General features: G+C 68.8%; 17 protein-coding genes. 13 read left to right on the top strand and 4 right to left on the bottom strand.

All coding sequences use genetic code 11. The features are described from left to right. Positions 1–17 precede the first annotated feature (17 nt). From AC1DNC_RS03980 to AC1DNC_RS03965, 4 genes are all read right to left on the bottom strand, one after another. Entirely contained in the window at positions 18–2,099 is a 2,082-nt protein-coding gene (locus tag AC1DNC_RS03980) for a PTS fructose transporter subunit IIABC (protein ID WP_476861258.1), read from the bottom strand. A gap of 2 nt (positions 2,100–2,101) precedes the next feature. Next, positions 2,102–3,088 carry a 1-phosphofructokinase family hexose kinase gene (locus tag AC1DNC_RS03975; RefSeq protein WP_476861257.1) on the bottom strand — a complete coding sequence of 329 codons (987 nt, stop codon included), beginning with the start codon at positions 3,086–3,088 and terminating at the stop codon, positions 2,102–2,104. Continuing rightward, positions 3,085–3,900 (bottom strand): DeoR/GlpR family DNA-binding transcription regulator, encoded by an 816-nt coding sequence (locus AC1DNC_RS03970; protein WP_476861256.1) that lies wholly within the window; start codon positions 3,898–3,900, stop codon positions 3,085–3,087. The genes AC1DNC_RS03975 and AC1DNC_RS03970 overlap by 4 nt, the downstream gene beginning before the upstream one ends. A 662-nt stretch (positions 3,901–4,562) precedes the next feature. Continuing rightward, entirely contained in the window at positions 4,563–4,826 is a 264-nt protein-coding gene (locus AC1DNC_RS03965; protein WP_476861255.1) for a DUF6458 family protein, read from the bottom strand. Between the two features lie 396 nt (positions 4,827–5,222). On the opposite strand from AC1DNC_RS03965, the gene AC1DNC_RS03960 reads away from it, so the two are divergent. The 13 genes from AC1DNC_RS03960 (at position 5,223) to AC1DNC_RS03900 (ending at position 22,612) form a co-directional block, all read left to right on the top strand. Next, positions 5,223–5,840 carry an alpha/beta hydrolase gene (locus AC1DNC_RS03960; RefSeq protein ID WP_476861254.1) on the top strand — a complete coding sequence of 206 codons (618 nt, stop codon included), beginning with the start codon at positions 5,223–5,225 and terminating at the stop codon, positions 5,838–5,840. A gap of 161 nt (positions 5,841–6,001) precedes the next feature. After that, complete coding sequence (locus AC1DNC_RS03955; RefSeq protein WP_476861253.1) at positions 6,002–7,012, top strand: LacI family DNA-binding transcriptional regulator; 1,011 nt, start codon at positions 6,002–6,004, stop codon at positions 7,010–7,012. 106 nt (positions 7,013–7,118) lie between these two features. Next, positions 7,119–7,910, top strand: coding sequence for an HAD family hydrolase (locus AC1DNC_RS03950; RefSeq protein WP_476861252.1), 792 nt, complete (start codon positions 7,119–7,121; stop codon positions 7,908–7,910). Between the two features lie 58 nt (positions 7,911–7,968). Then, positions 7,969–10,299 carry a glycoside hydrolase family 65 protein gene (locus AC1DNC_RS03945; protein WP_476861251.1) on the top strand — a complete coding sequence of 777 codons (2,331 nt, stop codon included), beginning with the start codon at positions 7,969–7,971 and terminating at the stop codon, positions 10,297–10,299. 309 nt (positions 10,300–10,608) lie between these two features. Then, a complete protein-coding gene (locus AC1DNC_RS03940; RefSeq protein WP_476861250.1) occupies positions 10,609–11,982 on the top strand; it encodes an NAD-dependent succinate-semialdehyde dehydrogenase in 1,374 nt (457 codons plus the stop codon). Between the two features lie 128 nt (positions 11,983–12,110). Next, entirely contained in the window at positions 12,111–12,701 is a 591-nt protein-coding gene (locus tag AC1DNC_RS03935; protein WP_476861249.1) for a hypothetical protein, read from the top strand. A gap of 125 nt (positions 12,702–12,826) precedes the next feature. Further along, positions 12,827–13,636, top strand: coding sequence for a hypothetical protein (locus AC1DNC_RS03930; protein WP_476861587.1), 810 nt, complete (start codon positions 12,827–12,829; stop codon positions 13,634–13,636). Then, on the top strand, positions 13,620–14,369 hold the full coding sequence (locus tag AC1DNC_RS03925) for a LamB/YcsF family protein (protein ID WP_476861248.1): 750 nt from the start codon (positions 13,620–13,622) through the stop codon (positions 14,367–14,369). The genes AC1DNC_RS03930 and AC1DNC_RS03925 overlap by 17 nt, the downstream gene beginning before the upstream one ends. A 99-nt stretch (positions 14,370–14,468) precedes the next feature. Beyond that, on the top strand, positions 14,469–18,179 hold the full coding sequence (locus AC1DNC_RS03920) for a nitrate reductase subunit alpha (protein ID WP_476861247.1): 3,711 nt from the start codon (positions 14,469–14,471) through the stop codon (positions 18,177–18,179). Then, on the top strand, positions 18,179–19,873 hold the full coding sequence (gene narH / locus AC1DNC_RS03915; protein ID WP_476861246.1) for a nitrate reductase subunit beta: 1,695 nt from the start codon (positions 18,179–18,181) through the stop codon (positions 19,871–19,873). The genes AC1DNC_RS03920 and narH overlap by 1 nt, the downstream gene beginning before the upstream one ends. Before the next feature lie 11 nt (positions 19,874–19,884). Next, positions 19,885–20,505 (top strand): nitrate reductase molybdenum cofactor assembly chaperone, encoded by a 621-nt coding sequence (gene narJ, locus AC1DNC_RS03910; protein WP_476861586.1) that lies wholly within the window; start codon positions 19,885–19,887, stop codon positions 20,503–20,505. 1 nt (position 20,506) lies between these two features. After that, positions 20,507–21,328 (top strand): respiratory nitrate reductase subunit gamma, encoded by an 822-nt coding sequence (narI, locus tag AC1DNC_RS03905; protein ID WP_476861245.1) that lies wholly within the window; start codon positions 20,507–20,509, stop codon positions 21,326–21,328. 48 nt (positions 21,329–21,376) lie between these two features. After that, a complete protein-coding gene (locus AC1DNC_RS03900) occupies positions 21,377–22,612 on the top strand; it encodes an MFS transporter (protein ID WP_476861244.1) in 1,236 nt (411 codons plus the stop codon). The last annotated feature ends 10 nt before the right edge of the window (positions 22,613–22,622 follow it).

The raw sequence follows: 22,622 nt of genomic DNA, 5'->3' as shown, positions 1-22,622 counted from the left end.
GTCTGTTGTGGACCGGCTCAGACGGTTACGGGAACCGGTTCAACCGTATCAACGGTCTTCTTGACTGCCCAGCGCTTGAGTGCGATCACGGAAAGCGCGGTGACCACCGTGCCGACCGCGATTGCGACGACGAACATCAGGAAGTTGTCGATGGCGAAGAAGACGAAGATGCCGCCGTGCGGGGCTTTGGATCCGACGCCGGCTGCCATCGAAATGGCGCCGGTCACCGCGCCGCCCAGCATGCTGGCCGGGATGACGCGCAGCGGGTCGGCCGCGGCGAAGGGGATGGCACCTTCCGAGATGAAGGAGGCGCCCAGCAGCCAGGCCGCCTTTCCGTTTTCCTGTTCCGCGAGGCTGAAGAGCTTCTTGTTCAGGACCGTGGAAGCCAGGGCCATGGCCAGCGGCGGCACCATGCCGGAGGCCATCACGGCAGCCATGATCTGCCACGGAGCCTGGTTGTCCAGGGAAGCGGCGCCCAGGCCGGCGACGGCGAAGGAGTAGGCAACCTTGTTGACCGGGCCGCCGAGGTCGAAGCACATCATGAGGCCCAGGATCACGCCGAGGGCGATCGCGCCGGCGCCGGTCAGGCCGGAAAGCCAGGCGTTCAGGCCCTTGGTGATGGCGACGATCGGGCCGCCCAGGATCAGGAACATCAGGCCGGAGGCGACGATCGAGGCCAGCAGCGGGATGATCACCACCGGCATTAGGCCGCGCAGCCAGCGGGCCACCTGCAGGCGGCCGATCACGAGGGCGATGTAGCCGGCGAGCAGGCCGCCGACGATGCCACCGAGGAAGCCGGCACCCATGAACCCGGCCACGGCGCCGGCGACGAAGCCGGGAGCGATGCCGGGGCGGTCAGCGATTGCGTAGGCGATGTAGCCGGCCAGGGCCGGAACCAGGAAGCCCAGCGAGAGCGCGCCGATCTTGAACAGCACGGCGCCGAGGTAGGCGCCCAGCGGGCCCCAGGCATTGTCCGGGAACTCGGTGGGCAGGTTGAAGAGGCTGTTCTGGACAACGATCGTGTCCGCGTACTTGGTGATCAGGTAGCCGCCCATGAGGAAGCCGAGGGCGATCAGCAGGCCGCCACCGGCCACGAACGGAATCATGTAGCTGACACCGGTGAGGAGTGCCTTCTTCAGCTTCTGGCCAATGTGCTCACCTTTTTCCTCCGCCTCGTGCTCGGCCTGCTCCTCCGCGCCGAAGTGCGGAACGCGCCGGGCGTGGGGGTTGTCCGCCGCGGCCAGGGCTTCCTGGACCATCTTGTCCGGCTCGTCGATGCCGCGCTTGACCGGGGCGTTGATGACCGGCTTGCCGGCGAAGCGCTCCTTGCCGCGGACATCGACGTCGACGGCGAAGATCACGGCGTCGGCGGCGGCGATCACGGCCGGATCCAGGGCCTTGGCCCCGGACGAGCCCTGGGTTTCCACCTGCAGGTCCACGCCGACTTCCTTGGCGGCAGCGACGAGGGAGTCCGCGGCCATGTAGGTGTGGGCGATGCCGGTGGGGCAGGCCGTGACGGCAACGAGGCGCTTGGTGCGGGGAGCCCCGGCGACTGCGGTTGCGCCGGCCGGAGTTGCGCCGGACGTTGCGGCGGCGCTGGCCGCCGGTGCTGCGTCCACCGGAGCGGCCGCGGCGTGGCTGGCGGGCTTGTCCGCCAGCGCACCCTCGACCAGCTCCACGACTTCGGCCTCCGTGGTGGCGGCCCGCAGCGCGCCGGTGAAGTCCTTCTTGATCAGGGACCGGGCGAGCTTGGACAGGAGCTTGAGGTGCTCCTGGTCCGCGCCTTCCGGGGCCGCGATGAAGAAAATCAGGTCGGCCGGGCCGTCCTTGGCGCCGAAATCGACCGGCTGGGACAGCCGTGCCATGGCCAGTGTGGCCTCCGTGACCGCCGTCGAGCGGCAGTGCGGGATCGCGATGCCGCCGGGCACGCCGGTGGCGGTCTTGGACTCGCGGGCGAAGGCGTCCGTGAAGAGTCCTTCGACTTCGGTGGCGCGCCCGTTGGCCGCAACTCTGCCTGCCAGGTGCCGGATCACGTCCTCGGGCGAATTGCCCAGATTCTGGTCGAGCTCGACCAGTTCGGTAGTAATGAGCTGGGTCACTGTCAATCCTTTTTCAGGGCCGTGATGGTAACGGCGGCGGGGGTTGTTTGGTGCACTGCCGGGACGGTGGATCCGGGCAGGGAAGCCGCGGCGGCACCGTGGGCCACCGCTTGACGCAGGCAATCGGCCGGGGCGGCGCCCTGGCTGGCGGCGAGCAGGTAGCCGGCCAGCGCGGAATCTCCGGCGCCGACCGTGCTGACCGCCTTGACCGGCGGGTGCGTGGCCAGCCACGCGCCGTCGGCCGTCACAAGCACCGCACCCTTGGAACCGAGGGTGGCGAGTACAGCGCCCACTCCGGAAGCCACGACGGCGGCGGCGGCTGCCGCGGCAGCCTCCGGATCGCCCTCGAGCTCCTCGGCGGACTTATCCGTGGCGAATCCGGCTGCGGCAGCCAGTTCCGCCAGTTCCTCGGCATTGGGTTTGAGCAGGTCCGGTTTCCCCAGGGCATCCCCGGAGATCGCGGCGGCGAGCGGTTCGCCGGAGGAGTCGACGGCGATGAGGGGTACCTCGGTGCCGTCGTGCAGGGAACGCAGCCGCCGGGTAACGGTGGCGTAGAAGTCGGCCGGGACTCCCGGGGGGAGGGACCCGGCCAGGACCACCCAGCTGGCGCCGCGGGAGGAATCCAGCAGCAGCCCGATCAGGGCCTCCTGCTGTTCGCCGCTCAGCGCCGGGCCGGGCTCGTTGATCTTGGTGGTGACGCCGCTGGGCTCGGTGAGCGCCACGTTGCTGCGCAGCGACTCGCCGATGGGCAGTGCGGCGAACGGCACGTCATGGTCCCGCAGGCCGGCGAGCACCGGATCCGCAGCCGCGCCCGGGAGCACGGCAAGGGTTTGCAGGCCGGAGGCTACGAGGGCGCGGGAGACGTTGACTCCCTTGCCGCCGGACTCCTGCCGGACGGAGAGGGCTCGCTGGACCTCACCGCGGAGCAGCGGGCCGGGCAGCGCCACGGTGCGGTCCAGGCTGGGATTGGCTGTGAGGGTGACGATCATGCGACCACCACCTCCACTCCGGCGTCCGCGAGGGCTTCGGCGAGGGCCGGGCTGGGTTGCGTGTCTGTGATCACGGTGTCCAGATCTTTCAAGGAGGCGAACTGGACCAGCGTCTCGGCGTCCAGCTTGGAGGAATCAGCCAGCACCACAATGCGGCGCGCTGAATGGACGAAGGCGGCCTTGACGGCTGCTTCTTCAGGATCGGGAGTGCTCAGCCCGAAGGCCGCGGAAATGCCGTTGGTGCCAATGAACGCGATGTCGGGCCGGATCCGCCGGGCGGCTTCCACGGTGGATTGGCCGACGGCGGCCTGCGTCAGGCCGCGGACCTTGCCGCCGAGCAGGTGCAGGGCGATGCCGGCTTCGCCGGAAAGCTTGGCCGCGATGGGCAGTGCGTGGGTGATGACCACGAGTTCCGTCTCGCCGGCTGTTCCGGCGGCTGTCCCCGCGCCGCTCCCCGCAGTGCGGGCGGCGAGCAGTTCTGCCAGGGCCTCGGTGGTGGAGCCGGCGTCGATCAGGATGCTGCCGGCACGGCCCTGGGGGATGAGGGCAAGGGCGGCCTCGGCGATCCGGGTCTTCTCCGTCGGCCGCTGCACCGTGCGCTCAAGGATGCTTTCTTCCGTAGTGCTGAAACGCTCCGGCGAGACGGCGCCGCCATGCACCCGGCGGACAGTGCCGGCGATCTCAAGGGCGGCCAGGTCGCGGCGGACGGTTTCCGTGGTGATGCTGAAGCGCTCGGCGAGGTCGGTGACGCTGGCCCGGCCGCTGGCGGCGACGAGCTCCACGATCAGTTGTTGGCGTTCCTCGGCGAACACGTGCCCTCCATTGCGACATTTACTTCAAGTGCTGCTATTTCCGGTTCTGCGGCTTCCGGCTTCGTCGGTGACCCTCATCACATGAAGTGGAATTGATTGACTTTATCTTTGTTCATGTGGCTTTGTCAACGAAAAACAACAAGTACGCAGAAGTGGGGTTTGTTGGGCCCGGGGGACATGCCCGGTGCTGGTGCCCTCGCTGAGGGCATGCCCGTTTCTCGCGGCGCGGTGGGAACATGCTCATTCGTCGGGGCGCCCAGCTAYGGACATGCTCATTCCTCGTGGCGCAGYTTGGACATTTCGGGACTATGTCCAYTCCCTGAGTCCGAGGAAGGGCAAGTCCGTTCGATGGGCCCAGGTTTTTGGTGTCCGGGCTCGGCTTGGCTGCGGGACATGCCCAGCCCTTGGGGCGCCCAGCTATGGACATGCTCATTCCTCGTGGCGCAGCTTGGACATTTCGGGACTATGTCCACTCCCTGCGGCCAGGGCGGGGCATGCCCATCCGGAGGGTCGAGAGTCGGGCATGTCCGCGGCAGGGCCGGGCCAAAAAATAGCCGCGAGGAGTTCGGCGGCTGCAGCTTAAACGCCGGACGCCGGGCCCGACCTGTGCGGTCCGGCCCGGCGTCCGGGTCAAGTTGGTGGCGCGTTGCTGCGCCCGGCGATCAGATCCCGGCGTCGCGGCTTTCATTCCGGGTGATGGTTTCGCCGGTGTTGGGATCGACGACGGAGCGGGTCTCACTGACGCGGCGGGTGCGGCTGCGGCCGGGGGAGGCCAGGACCAGGGACGCGATCAGCCCGATGACGCCGACCACCATGAGGATGTAGCCGATCATGGTCTGGTCCACATTGGGGATCAGGCCGGGCGTGACGGCCCAGGCGAGGATGGCGCCGATGGCGATGAGGAAGATGGAGGAACCGATTCTCATGACTTGCTCCTTGGTGTCCGGTGTGACCGATAGGTATTGCTAAGCATGCTGTCCAGCGTCACGCTACAGCCAGGTATGTGTCCTTTCAACGATTCCGGGGCCGCCCCGCCGGGAAATGCGCAGGTGAAGGGCGGAATCGGGCCACGTCGGGGCATTTCCGCGGGGGTTCCGGACGACGGCGGGGGTTCCGGACGGCGGCGGCAATTCCGGACATACGCTGCGCGGATCCGGGATGCGTCTGTCCGAATCCGTAGCGGAATCCCCGGGCCGTAGCGGAATCCCCGGGTCGTAGCGGAATCCCCGGGTCGTAGCGGAATCCCCGGGTCGTAGCGCAAACCGTAGCGGACACCGGGGTTGGGAATCGAGCAAGCCCACCGCGATCGCTAGGCTGGCCCCATGAACACAGTCGTCTGGTCCAGGCCGGAGTCGGAGCGCGCCGGCACACCGCTGCTGGTGATGCTGCATGGCTACGGCACGGACGAGACCCGGATGGCGAAACTCTTCCCTGGCCTGCCGCCGGCGTTCACCTGCGCAGCGCTGCGCGGGCCGAAGGTGATCGGCGACGACTACGGCTGGTTCCTGCTGGACTATTTCCTCACCCACGACTTCGCGGACGTCATCACCGCGACGAACTCTGTTTTCAGCTGGATCGACACGGTTCGGGGCCAGCACAGCAGTGTCAGCCTGCTGGGCTACTCCCAGGGCATGGCCATGGCGAGCACGCTGCTGCGGCTGCGGCCGGAAGCGTTCAAAGCCGTCGTCGGGCTGTCCGGGTTCGTGCTGGACAACGAACTGCTGGCCATGAGCGAGTCCTTCGACGCCCGGCCGCCGTTCTTCTGGGGGCGGGACAAGGCGGATCCCGTAATCAACGAGGACGCCACCGCGCACACCGAAGAATGGCTCGAACGGAACACCCAACTCACGGCCCGCAGCTACCCCGGAATGGGCCATGCGGTGTCCCCGGCCGAACTTGCCGACGTCGGCGCGTTCCTGCGCCACTACGTGCTGCGCTGAACCGTCCCGGCCCGCGGAACAAATTCCATTCGGTGGAAAACCGCTGCCACTTGCGCGCTGAATTTATAAGCGTTTACAGTTTACTTTGGCCATTTTGATCGGCCCACTACTGCAGGGGGAAGAAAGGTCCAGGCCCGTGTCGCATGGCTAAGGCTCCACGCGTGACAATCCAGGACGTCGCAGCCCTCGCCGGGCTCTCCATTTGCACCGTTTCCCGTGCTCTCCGGCACCTCCCCAACGTATCCGAAAACGCCCAGGCCAAAGTCGCCGACGCGGCCGCCAAGCTCGGCTACAAGGCGTCCTCCGCTGCCTCCCGCCTAGCCGGCGGAACCACCGGCGCCGTGGCCATCGTCGTGCCTACCGCCACGGCGTGGTTCTTCGCCCGCGCTGTCGAGGCCGCCGAGGAAGTCCTCGCCGACAGCGGCTACGACACCGTCCTGATCAGCCTGCGGAACCGACCCAGTGTGCAGCGCAAGCTCTTCGGCGACCTGGCCGGGCTGGCCCAGCGGGTGGACGGGGTCCTGCTGCTGAACGTCGCGCTCGACGGCGACGAGGTGGCCGCCCTCGAAGCCTCGGGCCTCGCCGTCGCGAGCGTGGGCATGCACGGCGTCCCGTGGGACAACGTGGGAATCGACAACGAGGCCGCCGCCCGGCAGGCCACCGGCCACCTGCTTGGGCTGGGCCACTGGGACCTGGCGGTACTGGCCGGCCGGGAGCCGGAGGGCCGCTCGGTGAACACCGCCGACGCGCGTCGGCGCGGCTTCGAACAGGCCCTGGCCGAGCACGAGCTCACCGTCGACCCGGACCTCGTGCTCGACGCCGGGTCCAGCATTGAGGGTGGACGCAGGGCCATGACCGAGCTGATCGAAAACCGCCGGAGGCCCTCCGCGGTGTTCGCCGGCTGCGACGAGACCGCGTTCGGTGCACTGATGGCACTGCGGGATCTCGGTTTGTCGGCGCCAAAAAACGTCTCCATCATTGGAATAGACGATCATCAGATGAGCTGGTTCCTCGGGCTGACCACTATTGCCCAGCCGGTCGCGGACCAGGGCGCGTTTGCCGCCAACCTGCTGATCGAAAGGCTGCACCGCTCGGGGCTTCCGAATCCCCCCGCCACCCACCTGCTGGAGACCAAGCTGGTCGAGCGCAGGAGCACCCGCCGCCGGCGCTGAGGCCGGCCAACGCCCCCAGACAAGTGCCCGTCCCGGCACGCCGTCCCGAGAGCCCACCAACTTTTTCGAAGACTTTCCCGCCACCGTCTGAAAGGACATACGCCCCATGACTGAGACCTCCAACAGCCACGGCAACGGCACCGACGTTTCCCAGGCCGGCATTTCCAACGCCGCCAGCGCGCCGGCCGACGTGCTCGCCGGCGCCTCCGCCATCCTCTTCGACCTCGACGGCGTCCTGACGCCCACCGCGGTGGTGCACGAGCGCGCCTGGCAGGAACTCTTCGACGGGTTCCTCAGGAGCGTCCCGGACGCCCCGGGCTACCGCGAGAGCGACTACTTCGACCACATCGACGGTAAGCCCCGCTTCGACGGGGTCCGCGACTTCCTGGCGTCACGGGACATCGTGCTGCCGGAAGGCCCGGCCGACGACGACCCGTCGCACGACACCGTGCACGGCCTCGGCAACCGCAAGAACAAGGTCTTCAACGACATTGTGGCCGCCGGCGGCGTGCGGCCTTTCGAGGGCTCCGTCCGCTTCATCGAGGCCGCGCTGAAGCGCGGACTCAAGCTCGCCGTCGTCTCCTCCTCCCGCAATGCCGTTCCGGTGCTCAAGGCGGCCGGGCTCTCGGACTACTTCCCGGTGGTAGTTGACGGCGTCGTCGCGGTGTCCGAGGGGCTGCCGGGCAAGCCCAGCCCGGCCACCTACGAGTACGCCGCGCGACTGCTGGGCCTTCCCAGTGAAGAGTGCGTCGTCGTCGAGGACGCGGTCTCCGGTGTCCAGGCTGGAAGCGCGGGGAGCTTCCACTCGGTCATCGGCGTGGACCGCGGCGCGGGCCGGAAAACCCTGCTCGACGCCGGCGCCACGATCGTCGTCAACGATCTCGCCGAACTGCTCTAGCCCAGCGCCTCCACCATCACCCGCCCGCACAACCCTCACCGCCAAAAGGACCCCCACCATGGCACTCATCACCTCGGACCGCGCCAGGTTCCCCAATGACCCCTGGCAGCTCGTGGAAACCGTCCACCTGCCGGGTAACGCCGGGACGCTAGAGACCCTCTTCAGCCTCGGCAACGGCCACCTCGGCATCCGCGGCGCCCACTGGGCAGCCGCCGACGCCGAACTCCCGGGCAGCTTCATCAACGGCTTCCACGAGATCTGGGACATCAAGCACGCGGAAAACGCGTACGGCTTCGCCCGCACCGGCCAGCGCATCCTCTACGTTCCGGATGCCAACAACTTCGCCGTGGTCATCGACGGCGAAATGCTCAGCCTTGAAGAATCCACGGTGCTGGACTACCGGCGGAGCGTGGACTTCGCCACCGGCGTCTACGAGTGCCGGATCGTCTGGCAGTGCCGCTCCGGCGCTACCGTGACCACCACGGAACGCCGTGCGGTGGGGTACCAGGCGCGCGGCGCCCTCGGCATCTCGCTGGAAGTCGCGGCCGACCGGGACATCTCCGCCGACGTGACCTCCGCCGTCGTGAACCGCCAGGACCAGCCGGTGGAAGACCACTCGGCGCACGACCCGCGCCGCGCCGGCCGGCACGCCGGGCGCGTGCTGCTCCCGGTAAGGCTCGACGGCGGCGACGGCTCGCTCCGGCTGTCCTGGGAAGCCGCAGAGTCCAAGCAGCGGCTCGGCATGGCCGTGGACCACTGGACCTCCGCCGGCGTCCAGCCGTTCGACACCCAGGTGGACCAGGACGACAGCAGCGTCCGCTACGTCCTCGCCGTCAGCGCGGAGGTTCCCTTCGTGCTCGAGAAAAGCGTCAGCTACGCGGTGGGGCCTGCCTCGGACGAGGACCTCGCCGAGACGGCCGAGGCGGCCCTGCTGCCGGTGAGCGAGATCTTCGCCCAGAGCGCGGCGCACTACCGCGACTACTGGACCACCAGCGACATTGTCATCGGCGGCCGGGCCGAGCTGCAGCAGGCCATCCGCTGGAACCTCTTCCAGCTGGCGCAGGCCACGGCGTGCGCGGACGTGGCCGGCATTCCGGCCAAGGGCGTCTCCGGCTCCGGCTACGACGGGCACTACTTCTGGGACCAGGAGGTGTACCTGCTGCCGTACCTGACCTACACCAGCCCCGGCAACGCCCGCCAGGTCCTGGAATTCCGCCACGAGCTGCTGCCCGAGGCAAGGGTCCGCGCGAAGGAGCTCAGCGTGGACGGCGCCCTCTTCCCGTGGCGCACCATCAACGGCCTCGAAGCCAGCGCGTACTACGCCGCCGGCACCGCGCAGTTCCACATCGCCGCCGCAATCGCCTTCGCCACCAACCGCTACCTCTGGGCCAGCGGCGACACCGGGTTCAAGGAAACCCAGGGCGCGGAGCTGCTGATCGAGACGGCTCGGATGTGGGCCTCGCTGGGCTTCTTCGGCAAGGACGGGCTGTTCCACATCCACGGAGTCACCGGCCCGGACGAGTACACCGCCGTCGTCAACGACAACCTCTACACCAACGTCATGGCCCGCTTTAACCTCCGTGCGGCCGCGGCGCTGGACCACCCGGGCATTGACGACGCCGAGCGGGAGGTCTGGGAGCAGGCCGCGAGCCGGATGCAGGTGCCCTACGACGAGGACCTGCAGGTCCACTCGCAGGACAACGACTTCATGACCCTGGAACCGTGGGATTGGGACACTCCGCGGTCAAAGTACCCGCTGCTGCTGAACTTCCACCCCTTGGTGATCTACCGGCACCAGGTCCTCAAACAGGCCGACACCGTCCTGGCGATGTTCCTGCAGTGGCAGGACTTCACCGCCGAGGAGAAGCGCCGCGCCTTCGACTTCTACGACCCGATCACCACCGGCGACTCCACCCTGTCCGCCTGTGTGCAGGGCATCATGGCGGCCGAGGTGGGCTACGGGGAAGCCGCGCTCAACCACTTCATCCACGCCCTCTACATCGACCTGGACGACACCCACGGCAACACGATCGACGGCGTGCACATCGCCTCGACGGGCGGGGTCTGGAGCTCGCTGGTCAGCGGCTTCGCCGGCCTCCGCGACCAGGGCGAAGTTCCGTACTTCGATCCGCGGCTGCCGGCCGAATGGGACTCCTTGTCCTTCCACCTGAAACTCCGCGGGGGGCTGCTGCACGTGGAGCTGGGCCATGAGGCGCTTCGGCTGAGCGTCCGGGAGGGCACGCCGCTGGACGTCGACGTGCGCGGCGAACGGTTCAGCGTGGGCAGCGAGCCGGTGACCGTGCCGCTGCACGCCGTGGCGAGCCCGGAGCCGACGGTGTTCCCGGGCCCGGCGACGGCGTCGATCCCGGTGGTGCGCGCCGTCAACTAGGCGGCTTGCGCGGCCGACCCGCGGCCGCGTCCGTTTCGACGGTTGCCTGCGCGCTCGACGTCGCGAAGCATCTTTTGGGCAGGGAACCGTCGAAACGGCTGGTGTAGTTGGGACCCGGAACGGCCGCCGGAACCCTCGGCCGGAATACTCCCGGGGCCACCTCGGTTGGCGCCTAAGGGACCGATGCTGCCGGAACGGCACGCCGGCCCCGCGCAATGGGCGGGAACCGCCGTCGACGCCGTAGCCGGCGCCACCGGCGGTCCGCGCCCGCACCGGCTCAACCCAGCCAGAAACGGAGATGGTGGACCAATGACTGCCTACAAGACAGTGAACCCCGCGACCGGAGAGACGGAAAAGGAATTTCCGCTCGCAACCCAGGAAGAGGTCGAGACGGCGCTCGCCGCCGCGCAGCAGGCTTTCCTCGAGTGGCGCAAGGCGCCCGTGGAGGAGCGCACCAAGGTCATCGCCCGGGTCGCCGAGCTGTACCGGGAACGCCAGGATGAACTGGCGCGCCTGATCGCCAAGGAGATGGGCAAGCCCGTGGTCGAGGCCCGCGGCGAGGTCAAGCTGGTCGCCTCGATTTACGACTACTACGCCACCGAGGGCCCGGAATTCCTCAAGGACGAGCCGCTGGAGGTCAAGGGCGGCGGCGACGCCCTGGTGCGCTCCACCCCGATCGGCCCGCTGCTGGGCATCATGCCGTGGAACTACCCCTACTACCAGGTGGCCCGCTTCGCCGCGCCCAACCTGGTCCTGGGCAACACCATCCTGCTCAAGCACGCCGGCAGCTGCCCGCAGTCGGCCCTTGCGATCGAAGAAATCTTCCACGACGCCGGCCTGCCGAAGGGCGCCTACACCAACCTGTTCCTGGACAACGACCAGGTGGCGGAGATCATCGCGGACTCCCGCGTCCAGGGTGTCTCCCTGACCGGCAGCGAGCGGGCCGGTGCGGCCGTGGCCGAGGTGGCCGGGCGCAACCTCAAGAAGTACGTCCTGGAACTGGGCGGCAGCGACCCCTTCATTGTGCTCGACTCCGATGACCTGGACGCCACCGTCAAGGCCGCCGTCGGGGGCCGGATGGGCAACGCCGGCCAGGCCTGCACCGCGTCCAAGCGGTTCATCGTCCTCGAAGACCTCTACGAGCCCTTCGTGGAGAAGTTCACCGAGCGGATGGCCCGGATCAAGCCCGGCGATCCCCAGCAGGAAGACACCCGGTTCGGTCCGCTGTCCTCCCAGAGCGCCGCGGACGGCCTGGTCGAGCAGATCCAGGACGCCGTGGACAAGGGAGCCACCCTGCGCACCGGCGGCCACAAGGTGGACGGACCCGGCGCCTACGTGGAGCCCACCGTCCTCACCGATGTCACCCCGGAGATGCGCGCGTTCTCCGAGGAACTGTTCGGACCCGCCGCCGTCATCTACAAGGTGGCCAGCGTGGAGGAAGCAATCGACCTCGCCAACGGCTCGCCCTACGGCCTGGGCGGATCGGTATTCAGCGCCGATCCCGCGAAGGCCCAGGACGTCGCCGACCAGCTGGACACCGGCATGGTGTTCATCAACTCGGTGGCCCAGACCCAGGCGGACATGCCCTTCGGCGGCGTCAAGCGCTCCGGCGTCGGGCGCGAGCTGGGCCGGTTCGGGATGGACGAGTTCGTGAACAAGAAGCTGATCCGCACCCCGCGCTAAGCGGGACGGCGCTGGGCACCCCGCGCTAAGCGGGACCGGCCCAGTCCGGAAACCCCGCCAGGACACGGCCGCGGCCGGAGGTGAAGACCTTCCGGCCGCGGCCGTTGCCGTCCCGTTAGGCTCCTGCTATGGAGAAAACGGCCACCGCCCCGTTGCGGCGCAGCCTGGCATTCGTGGGTGTCAACGCGGGCCTGGCGTTGCACCCGGCGGACTCGCGGGGAGCCCTGGTCCCGGGCGAGCCGGCCAGCTGCTTTGCCTCGTTCTGGCAGGCCGACTGGTCCCGGTGGGGTTCCGGGAGCGCTTTGCTGGTGGCCACCCTCCAGGGCTGGCGCAGCTACGGCACCGATGAAGCCCTCGCGGAAACCCTGGCCACCGAACTTACCCGGCACTTCCCGGAGGCGGCGCGATTCCCGTTGACCGGGATCGGGCACACGCACGACGAATTCACGGTGCGGACAGACCCGGCGACAGGGTTCCGCGCCACCGGCCACAAAGCGGAGCTGGCCATCAGCGGGGTCCTGGACCGGAGGCAGTTCACCGCGCCCAACTTCCAGCTCGGCGAGGCAAACGCCGCCCTGAGCAACGTTTATCTGCCCTGCAGCACCGGACGGCTCGCGGAGTTCGGGGTGGAGTGGCCCGGCGCGCCGACTGTCTATCCAGGCCCGTTGGGACCGTCCTCCTCGGCGTTCATCGCCCTCGCCGAATCCTGGGTGCTTTAGCGCACTGCCCGACGTCGGCGGCCCGGCGGCAGCGGGGAAGGGGCGCCAAGGCGGCCGGACGGTCTTTGGCCTAGTCTTGAGGCTGGACGATGTTCAGCACCCTTATGGTTCACGGAGAGGCGATGATGGCCAAGCGCAGCAACCCGGCAATGAAAATTGCCCAGAAGACCGCCCACAATGCCATGTTCGACGCCGATGGCAAGCCCAAGCCCGGCGTCCACAACATGCTCCTGCGTGCAGTGGAAATCCAGCGGCCGCTGGTCCTGGCGAACCTGCGCCGGCTGCAGCGGAAGCACCCGCAGGCCACCGCGGCGCAGCTCGCCGCGATCCTGGAACGCAACTACTTGACCGCTGTCACCGGCGGCGGTGCCCTCGTGGGCGGCTCGGCCGTCATCCCCGGCGTCGGAACCGTGGCCGCGCTGGGACTCTCCGCCGCCGCGACCGTCGGTTTCCTGGAGGCCACCGCACTGTTCGCCACCTCGCTGGCCGAACTGCACGGGGTGCGGATGGTCGATCCGGAGCGGGCCAGCACGCTGGTCATGGCCATCATGCTCGGCGAAGAGGGCACGGCGCTGCTGAGCTCGCTGAGCGGCCACGCCGCCGGACAGGGCGCGGGGCCGACGCAGGCCTGGGGCACGCTCTTCGCGCGCCGCGCACCGATGATCGGCTTCGGCTCGGTGCGGGAGCGGATCCAGCGGGCCTTCCTGCGCAACCTGCTCAAGCGCCAGGGCACCGCGCTGCTGGGCCGTGCGCTGCCCTTCGGCGTCGGCGCCGTGGTGGGCGGCGTCGGCAACCGGATGATGGGACGCGCCGTCGTCGAAAACGCCAAGGAGGCCTTCGGCCCCATGCCGGTGACCATCCCCGGCGAACTGAAGACAGGCGCGGCGGACGCCGCCCCGGATCTGGAAGGCGGAACCGTTGGATCTGAACGCTGACCTCGGGGAGTCCTTCGGCTCCTGGACCATGGGCGACGACGCCGCGATGTTCCCGCTCGTCACCAGCGCCAGCGTGGCTTGCGGCATGCATGCCGGGGACCCGGTGACCATGCTGGACACCTGCCGTTCGGCCTACGAGCTGGACGTCAGGGTGGGCGCCCACCTGGGCTACCCCGATCTGGCCGGCTTCGGCCTGCGCGCCATGGACATGACCTTCGACGACCTGTTCGGCGCGGTTCTCTACCAGCTCGGCGCGCTCGACGGCGTGGCCCATGCGGTGGGCGCCTCGGTGGATTACGTCAAGGTCCACGGCGGCCTCTACGACCGGACCATGCACGACGACGAACAGGCCTCCGCCGTCTTCGCCGCGATCCAGGCCTACGACCCGGGGCTTCCGATTCTGGGCCTGGAAGGTTCAGCCTTGCTGAGGATTGCCCGCGAGGCCGGCAACCCGGTGTTCCACGAGGCCTTCGCCGACCGCGCCTACCTCCCGGACGGCTCCCTGGTGCCGCGGCTGGAGGAGGACTCTGTGATCGAAAACCCCCAGGAGATCGTCGAGCGGGCGCTCCGGCTGGCGCTCAAGGGCGAAGTCCTGGCTGTCGACGGCACGCTCGTCACGCTCACCCCGCACTCGCTGTGCCTGCACGGCGACACTCCGGGCTCCGTGGCGGTGGCCGCCGCCGTCCGCGCCGCGCTGGAACAGGCCGGCGTCGAGCTGCAGCCCTTCGCCTGAGGTCCGCGTCGCGTTCCGCCGTGCGACTGAAGTGACGACTGTGACACTAGTGCCGTAGGGCCCTATCGGGGGACTTGGGTGCCCCATAGCTTTGGGGGCATGACTGCCGGAGGCTCCGCGGGGTTGGACGGACCCGCCTCGGATGCAATGTTGAAGCTGGGCCGATTCTTCACGAAATGGGACCAGACCGAGGACGGCAGGGCGGTGTTCCGGGAGGGCGGCCGCAAGGGCGATATCTTCTACCGGGACCGCTGGAGCCACGACAAGGTGGTCCGCTCCACGCACGGGGTGAACTGCACCGGCTCGTGCTCCTGGAAGGTGTACGTCAAGGACGGCATCATCACCTGGGAGTCCCAGCAGACCGACTACCCCTCGGTGGGACCTGACAGCCCGGAATACGAGCCCCGCGGTTGCCCGCGCGGGGCCGCCTTCTCCTGGTACACCTATTCGCCCACCCGGGTGCGCTTTCCCTATGCGCGCGGTGTGCTGGTGGAGATGTACCGTGAGGCCAAGGCCCGGCTGGGCGACCCGGTGCTGGCCTTCGCCGACGTCGCCGGGGACCCGGAAAAGCGCCACCGCTACCAGCAGGCCCGCGGCAAGGGAGGCCTGGTCCGCGTCTCCTGGCAGGAGGCAATCGAAATCGCCGCCGCCGCGCACGTCAACACGATCAAGGCCTACGGTCCGGACCGCTGCGCCGGGTTCTCGCCGATCCCGGCCATGTCGATGGTCTCGCACGCTGTCGGCACCCGCTTCATCCAGCTGATCGGCGGGGTGATGACATCCTTCTACGACTGGTACGCGGACCTGCCGGTGGCCAGCCCGCAGGTCTTCGGCGACCAGACCGACGTCCCGGAATCCGGCGACTGGTGGGACGCCCGCTACCTGATGATGTGGGGCTCCAACGTCCCCGTGACCCGCACCCCGGACGCGCACTGGATGGCCGAGGTGCGCTACCGCGGCACCAAGGTGGTCACGGTCAGCCCGGACTACGCGGACAACACGAAATTCGCCGACGAATGGCTCCCCGCGCAGGCCGGCACCGACGCCGCGCTGGCCATGGCGATGGGGCACGTCATGCTCAAGGAGTTCTTCGTCGAGCGCGAGGTGCCGTTCTTCGCGGACTACGTCCGGCAGTACACCGACCTCCCCTTCCTGGTCACCCTGGAACGGCGCGACGACGGCACCCTCACCCCCTCCAAGTTCCTCACCGCCAAGGACATTCCGGCCGAATCCCTGGCCGAAGACGCCGCGTTCCGGACCGTGCTGTTCGACAAGAAGGCCAGCCGCCCGGCCGTGCCCAACGGCTCCATGGGGTTCCGCTACTCCGGCAGCGGGGAAGGCAAATGGAACCTGGACCTGGAAGGCATCGAACCGGCGCTGTCGCTGCGCGAGGTATCCGGTGAAAGCGCCGAAATCCTGCTGCCGTGCTTCGAGGACGCCGGCGGGAACGGCAGCGTGCTCCGGCGCGGGGTCCCGGTCCTCGAAGTGGAGGGGCAACTGGTCACCACCGTGTTCGACCTGATGCTGGCCCAGTACGGTGTGGGCCGCGAAGGGCTGCCGGGGGAGTGGGCCGCCGGCTACGACGACCCAGCGACGCCCTACACCCCGGCGTGGCAGGAGGAGATCACCTCCGTTCCCGCTCAGGCCTGCATCCGGGTGGCCCGCGAGTTCGCCCGGAACGCCGAAGATTCCAAGGGCCGGTCCATGATCATCATGGGTGCCGGCATCTGCCAGTGGTTCCACGGCGACGCCACCTACCGCGCGGTGTTGGCCCTGGTCATGCTGACCGGCTGCATGGGCCGCAACGGCGGCGGCTGGGCGCACTACGTGGGCCAGGAAAAGACCCGGCCGGCCACCGGCTGGGTGTCGCTCGCGAACGCGCTGGACTGGGCCCGGCCGCCGCGGACCATGATCGGCACCGGCTACTGGTACATGCACACCGACCAATGGCGGCAGGACGGCTATTCGGCCGACGCCCTGAAGTCCCCGCTCTCCACCGGGGCGCTGGACGGGATGCACACCGCGGACGCCATGGCCCAGTCCGCCCGGCTCGGCTGGATGCCCTTCTACCCGCAGTTCGACCGCAACCCGCTGGACATCGCGGACGCGGCGGAGGCCGCCGTCGCCGCCGGCACGGCGACGGACACCCCCGGCTACATCGCCGACGCGCTGAAGAACCGCACCTTGAACCCGGCCATCGAAGACGTGGACGCCCCGGAGAACTGGCCGCGGACCCTCGTGCTGTGGCGCTCCAACCTGTTCGGCTCCTCGGCTAAGGGCAACGAGTACTTCCTCCGCAACCTGCTGGGAACCCACAACAACGTCATCGGAAAGGACCACGCCGAAGGCCTCAAGCCACGGGACGTGAAATGGCACGAGCAGGCACCGGAGGGAAAGCTGGACCTGCTGGTTTCCGCGGACTTCCGGATGACCTCCACCACGCTGCTCTCCGACGTCGTGTTCCCGGCCGCCACCTGGTACGAGAAGCACGATCTGTCCTCCACCGACATGCACCCGTTCGTGCACGCCTTCACCCCGGCGATCGACCCGCCGTGGGAGACCAAGACGGACTTCGACACCTTCCACCTGCTGGCCCAGGAGTTTTCCCGGCAGGCCAAGACCCACCTGGGTGTCCGCAAGGACCTGGTCAGCGTGCCGCTGCAGCACGACACCCCCGGCCAGCTCGCGCAGCCCGGCGGAACCGTGCGGGACTGGCAGGACGCGTCCATCCCCGCCGTTCCGGGACAGAACATGCCCAATTTCTCCGTCGTTGAGCGGGACTACACCGCCATCGCGGACAAGCTCGCCGCCGTCGGGCCCTTGGCCGACAAACTGGGCTTCACGGTCAAGAACGTCACCTACCGGCTCACGGGCCCGTTGGAGCGGCTGGGCCGCTCCAACGGCGTGATGCTCGGCGGCGCCGCGGACGGCCGCCCCGCGATCGACACCGACGCCAAACTGGCCGAGGCGATCCTGGCCTTCTCCGGCACCACCAACGGCGCCCTGTCCGTCCAGGGCTTCAAAGACCTGGAAGTGCGCACAGGCCGGAAGCTGGCGGACCTGTCGGAGGGGTCCGAGGAAAAGTTCATCACCTTCGCCCAGACGCAGGCCGGCCCGGTCCCGGTGATCACCTCGCCGGAATGGTCCGGCTCCGAGACCGGCGGCCGGCGCTACGCACCGTTCACCATCAACATCGAGCGGCTCAAGCCGTGGCACACCCTCACCGGCCGGATGCACTTCTTCCTCGACCACGACTGGATCCGGGACATCGGCGAGGCCCTGCCGATCTACCGGCCGCCGCTGGACATGCACCGGCTTTTCGGCGAACCCAAACTCGGCCGGGACGGGTCCATGGAGGTGGTGGTCCGGTACCTGACGCCGCACTCGAAATGGTCCATCCACTCCGAATACCAGGACAACCTGCTGATGCTCTCGCTCTCCCGCGGCGGACCCACGGTCTGGATGAGCCCGGCCGACGCGGACGCCATCGAGGTCAAGGACAACGACTGGGTGGAGTGCGTGAACACCAACGGCGTCCTGGTGGCCCGGGCGATCGTCAGCCACCGGATGCCCGCCGGCGTCGTGTACGTCCACCACGCCCAGGAACGCACCATCGACGTCCCCAAGTCCGAGGCCACCGGCCGGCGCGGCGGCATCCACAACTCCGTCACCCGGCTGCTGGTCAAGCCCTCGCACCTGATCGGCGGGTACGCCCAACTGGCCTACGCGTTCAACTACCTTGGCCCCACCGGAAACCAGCGTGACATGGTGGCCACCGTCCGCCGTCGTTCCCAGGAGGTGCAGTACTGATGCGCGTGATGGCCCAAATGGGCATGGTGATGAACCTGGACAAATGCATCGGCTGCCACACCTGTTCGGTGACCTGCAAGCAGGCCTGGACGAACCGTGCGGGCACCGAATACGTCTGGTTCAACAATGTCGAAACCCGCCCCGGGCAGGGGTACCCGCGCCGCTACGAGGACCAGGAACGCTGGCACGGCGGCTGGGTGCTGAACAAACGCGGCAAGCTCGTGCTCAAGGCCGGCGGCCGGGTGAAGAAGCTGCTGGGGATCTTCGCCAGCCCGGTCCAGCCCGAGCTCAAGGACTACTACGAGCCGTGGACCTACGACTACAAGACCCTTGTGGACGCGCCGCTGGGCGACGACTTTCCGGTGGCGCGGCCAAAGTCCCTGATCACCGGCGAGGACACCAAGATCACCTGGTCTGCGAACTGGGACGATGACCTGGGCGGATCCGCCGAGCACGGGCACCTGGACCCGATCGTGGAAAAAGTCCGGCGCGAATCCGAGGACAAGATCAAGTTCGCCTACGAGCAGACCTTCATGTTCTACCTGCCGCGGATCTGCGAGCACTGCCTGAACCCGTCCTGCATGGCCTCCTGCCCCTCCGGCGCGATCTACAAGCGGGTGGAGGACGGGATTGTGCTGGTGGACCAGGACAAGTGCCGCGGCTGGCGGCAATGCGTCACCGGCTGCCCCTACAAGAAGATCTACTTCAACCACAAGACCGGCAAGGCCGAGAAGTGCACCTTCTGCTATCCACGGGTGGAGGTGGGGCTCCCCACGGTCTGCTCGGAGACCTGCGTGGGCCGGCTGCGGTACCTCGGGCTGTTTCTGTACGACGCCGACGCCGTCACCGCGGCGGCCGCCGTGACGGACCCGCAGGAGCTCTACGACGCCCAGATGGACGTGCTGCTGGACCCGAACGACCCCGCCGTGCAGGCCGAGGCCCGCGCCCAGGGCATCCCGGAGGACTGGATCGACGCGGCCCGGCGCTCGCCGGTCTACGCCCTGGCCAAGGTCTACAAGGTGGCCCTGCCGCTGCACCCCGAATACCGCACCATGCCGATGGTCTGGTACGTCCCGCCGCTTTCCCCGGTGGTGGACCTGCTGCGCGATCAGGGGCACGACGGCGAGGACGCCGGCAACCTGTTCGGCGCCATCGACGCGCTGCGCATTCCGGTGGAATACCTCGCCGAACTCTTCACCGCCGGGGACACGGACCGGGTCACCGCGGTGCTGCTGAAGCTCGCAGCAATGCGCTCCTTCATGCGCGGCATCAGCCTCGGCAACGACCCGGACGACTCCATCCCCGAAGCGGTCGGCATGGACAGCCAGAGCATGGACGAGATGTACCGGCTGATGGCGATCGCGAAATACGAGGAACGCTACGTCATCCCCAAAGCCCATGTGGAACAGGCCCACGACCTGGAAGAGATGGGCTGCTCGCTGGACTTCGACGGCGGCCCCGGCATGCAGGACACCTCACCGTTCGGCGAGGCCAGCGGCCGGCCGGTTCCGGTGGCCGTGGAGACCTTCAACGCGCTGAAGGACCGGCAGACCTCCGGCGGCCTCGAGGAGGGGACCAGCCTGAGGGGCCGGGTGAACCTGCTGAACTGGGACGGCCGCGGCGCGTCGCCCGGGCTCTTCCCCGAGAAGGGGCCGGAACCGGGCACCCTGGCCGCGGCGGAGGACCAACCATGAGCCGTCCAGCCATGAGCCGCCGCGACCAGGTCGTCTACCTCGCCGCCGCGTGGTGCCTGTCCTACCCGGACGAGGACCTGCTCGGCAAGGTGCCCCTGATGCGCGCCGCGCTCGCGGAGTACCCCAACGCCGTCGCCGACTTCGAAGAGGCGCTGGCCGCCCTGGAGGCCACGCCGCTGATGGAAAGCCAGGCCAGCTACGTTCGCGAGTTCGACCTCGGCAGGCGCCACGCCCTGCACCTGTCGTACTGGACGGACGGGGACACCCGGCGGCGCGGCGAAGTGCTCGGCAGCTTCAAGGCGGCTTACCGGCAAAGCGACGTCCTGGTGGACACTCAGGGGGAACTGCCGGACTACCTCCCGATGGTGCTGGAATACGCCGCCCGGGTGGACCTCGCGGCCGGCCGCGCATTGCTGGGCCGGTACCGGGCCAGCCTGGAGATGCTGCGCTTTGGCCTGCTCCGGGACGCGCTGCCGCATGCCCGGATCCTGCAGGCCGTCTGCGCCACCCTGCCGGGGAAGTCACCCGCGGATGAGCAGGCCGTGATGCGGATGGCCGGCTACGGTCCGCCCACCGAGGCCGTGGGCCTGGACCCGTACGACCCGCGCCTGCTGCCCGTGAAGGGGGCCTGAAATGGAGCTGTCGGTGCTCGATATCCTGCTCTGGGGTGTGCTGCCCTACGTCATGGTGGTGGTCCTGGTCGGCGGTCTCGTTTGGCGCTATAAGTACGACCAGTTCGGCTGGACCACCCGGTCTTCCCAGCTCTACGAATCCCGGCTGCTGCGGATCGCGTCGCCGCTGTTCCACTTCGGCCTGCTCGCCGTGATCGCCGGGCACTTCTTCGGTCTGGTCGTTCCGATGGCGTGGACCCAGGCCGTGGGGATGAGCCAGGAGTTCTACCACTTCAATGCCCTCCTGGTGGGCGGCATTGCCGGGGTCGGGACGCTGGGTGGAATCATCCTGCTGATCTACCGGCGACGCACCACCGGGCCGGTTTTCATGGCCACCACCAAGAACGACAAGACCATGTACGTCGTCCTCACCGCCGCGATCGTCTTCGGGCTCTGGACCACCCTGGCGAGCGTGTTCGAGGGCGAGCACGGGCACAACTACCGCGAGACCGTGGCGCCGTGGTTCCGTTCGCTGTTCATCTTCCAGCCGGACATCGCGGCGATGGCGGAGGCCCCGTTTTCCTTCCATCTGCACACCCTGGTGGGCATGGCGCTGTTCGTGATCTGGCCGTTCACCCGGCTGGTCCACGCGTTCACGGCGCCGTTCCACTACCTCTTCCGGCCGTACATCGTGTACCGCTCCCGCGACCGGGACCGGAACGGCAAACGGGGCGGCAAACGAGGCGGGGTCCAGACGGGGGCGGCAACCCGCACCCCGTCCTCGGCGGCCCGGCCCGGCTGGTCCGCGGTCGGAACCCGCGACCGTGACACCCGCAACCGCTGACCCGCCGGCGGCACCGGGAGCCTGCCGCCGCGCCGAGAGGAGACCACCATGGCCGAATTGACCCCGCCAGCGACGGCGACGACGGCGACCGGACAGGCAGGACAGACGCTCAACCTGGTGCTCGCCACTGCAGCCTCGGTGGCGGGGTTCTGGGCCTGGAATTCGGTGGCCACCCTCGGGGCGTTCTACACCCAGAACCTCCAGCTCACCCCCGCCACCACGGGGATCCTCGTCGCCATGCCGGTCTTCGTCGGATCGCTGGGCAGGATCGTCGTCGGCGCCCTGACGGACAAGTACGGCGGCCGGGCCATGTTCAGCTTCGTCCTGCTCGCCGCCATCGAGCCGATCCTGGCCGTGGCCGTGGGCGGCAGCATCCGTTCCTTCCCCCTGGTGCTCGGCGCCGGGCTGCTGCTTGGGGTAGCCGGCACCGTGTTCGCCGTCGGCATCCCCTTCGTCAGCGCCTGGTACGACCCGTCGCGGCGCGGCTTCGCCACCGGGGTGTTCGGTGCCGGGATGGGCGGTACCGCCCTGGCCGCGTTCCTGAACCCGCGGCTGGTGGCCTGGATCGGCTACTTCCCCACGCACCTGCTGATCGCCGCGGTCCTGGCCGTCATGGCCGCGCTGGTCTGGTTCCTGATGAAGGAGTCCCCGGCGTGGAGCCGCCAGAACGCGCCGGTCATGCCCAAGCTGCTCGACGCCGCAAAAACTCCGGTGACGTGGAAGATGTGCTTCCTCTACGCCGTCGTCTTTGGCGGCTTCGTGTCCTTCGCGACCTACCTGCCGACGTACCTGCGGGACATCTACAGCTTCGACCCGAGTGCCGCCGGCGCGCGCACCGCCGGCTTCGCCCTGGCCGCCGTGCTGGCCCGGCCCGTCGGGGGAGTGCTCGCGGACCGGTTCGGTCCCAAGCCCGTCGTGGTGGTCTCGCTCGCCGGCGTCGCCGTGCTCGCTTGGGTGGTGAACCTGCAGCCCGACGGCGATGTGCCCGCCGGCCTGACGTTCGTGGCGATGGCTGCCGCCCTGGGCCTGGGCACCGGCGGCGTGTTTGCCTGGGTCGGTGTGCTGGCCCCGCACGGGAAGGTGGGCAGCGTGTCCGGGGTGGTCAGCGCCGCCGGCGGCCTGGGCGGCTATTTTCCGCCCCTGATCATGGGTGCTACCTACGACGCCGCGTCCCGCAGTTACTCGATCGGGCTAATGCTGCTGGTGGTCACGGCGCTGGTGGCGCTGGCGTTCACGGGCTTCGCCATGCGCGGCCGGCCCAAGGCCACGGTCGCGCCCGCCTGACGGGCCGGCG

This window comes from Arthrobacter sp. 01N442 (genome assembly GCF_056399345.1).
Note: the sequence above shows the minus strand (reverse complement) of the source record. Positions and strands in the feature narration are given on the sequence as shown.

Coding starts and splice junctions, on each gene's coding strand:
- AC1DNC_RS03975 (WP_476861257.1), bottom strand. CDS start 3,088: ATGATCGTCACCCTCACAGCCAATCCCAGCCTGGACCGCACCGTGGCG.
- AC1DNC_RS03920 (WP_476861247.1), top strand. CDS start 14,469: ATGACTGCCGGAGGCTCCGCGGGGTTGGACGGACCCGCCTCGGATGCA.
- AC1DNC_RS03965 (WP_476861255.1), bottom strand. CDS start 4,826: ATGAGAATCGGTTCCTCCATCTTCCTCATCGCCATCGGCGCCATCCTC.
- AC1DNC_RS03945 (WP_476861251.1), top strand. CDS start 7,969: ATGGCACTCATCACCTCGGACCGCGCCAGGTTCCCCAATGACCCCTGG.
- narJ (WP_476861586.1), top strand. CDS start 19,885: ATGAGCCGCCGCGACCAGGTCGTCTACCTCGCCGCCGCGTGGTGCCTG.
- AC1DNC_RS03935 (WP_476861249.1), top strand. CDS start 12,111: ATGGAGAAAACGGCCACCGCCCCGTTGCGGCGCAGCCTGGCATTCGTG.
- narH (WP_476861246.1), top strand. CDS start 18,179: ATGCGCGTGATGGCCCAAATGGGCATGGTGATGAACCTGGACAAATGC.
- AC1DNC_RS03940 (WP_476861250.1), top strand. CDS start 10,609: ATGACTGCCTACAAGACAGTGAACCCCGCGACCGGAGAGACGGAAAAG.
- AC1DNC_RS03960 (WP_476861254.1), top strand. CDS start 5,223: ATGAACACAGTCGTCTGGTCCAGGCCGGAGTCGGAGCGCGCCGGCACA.
- AC1DNC_RS03900 (WP_476861244.1), top strand. CDS start 21,377: ATGGCCGAATTGACCCCGCCAGCGACGGCGACGACGGCGACCGGACAG.
- AC1DNC_RS03930 (WP_476861587.1), top strand. CDS start 12,827: ATGGCCAAGCGCAGCAACCCGGCAATGAAAATTGCCCAGAAGACCGCC.
- AC1DNC_RS03950 (WP_476861252.1), top strand. CDS start 7,119: ATGACTGAGACCTCCAACAGCCACGGCAACGGCACCGACGTTTCCCAG.
- narI (WP_476861245.1), top strand. CDS start 20,507: ATGGAGCTGTCGGTGCTCGATATCCTGCTCTGGGGTGTGCTGCCCTAC.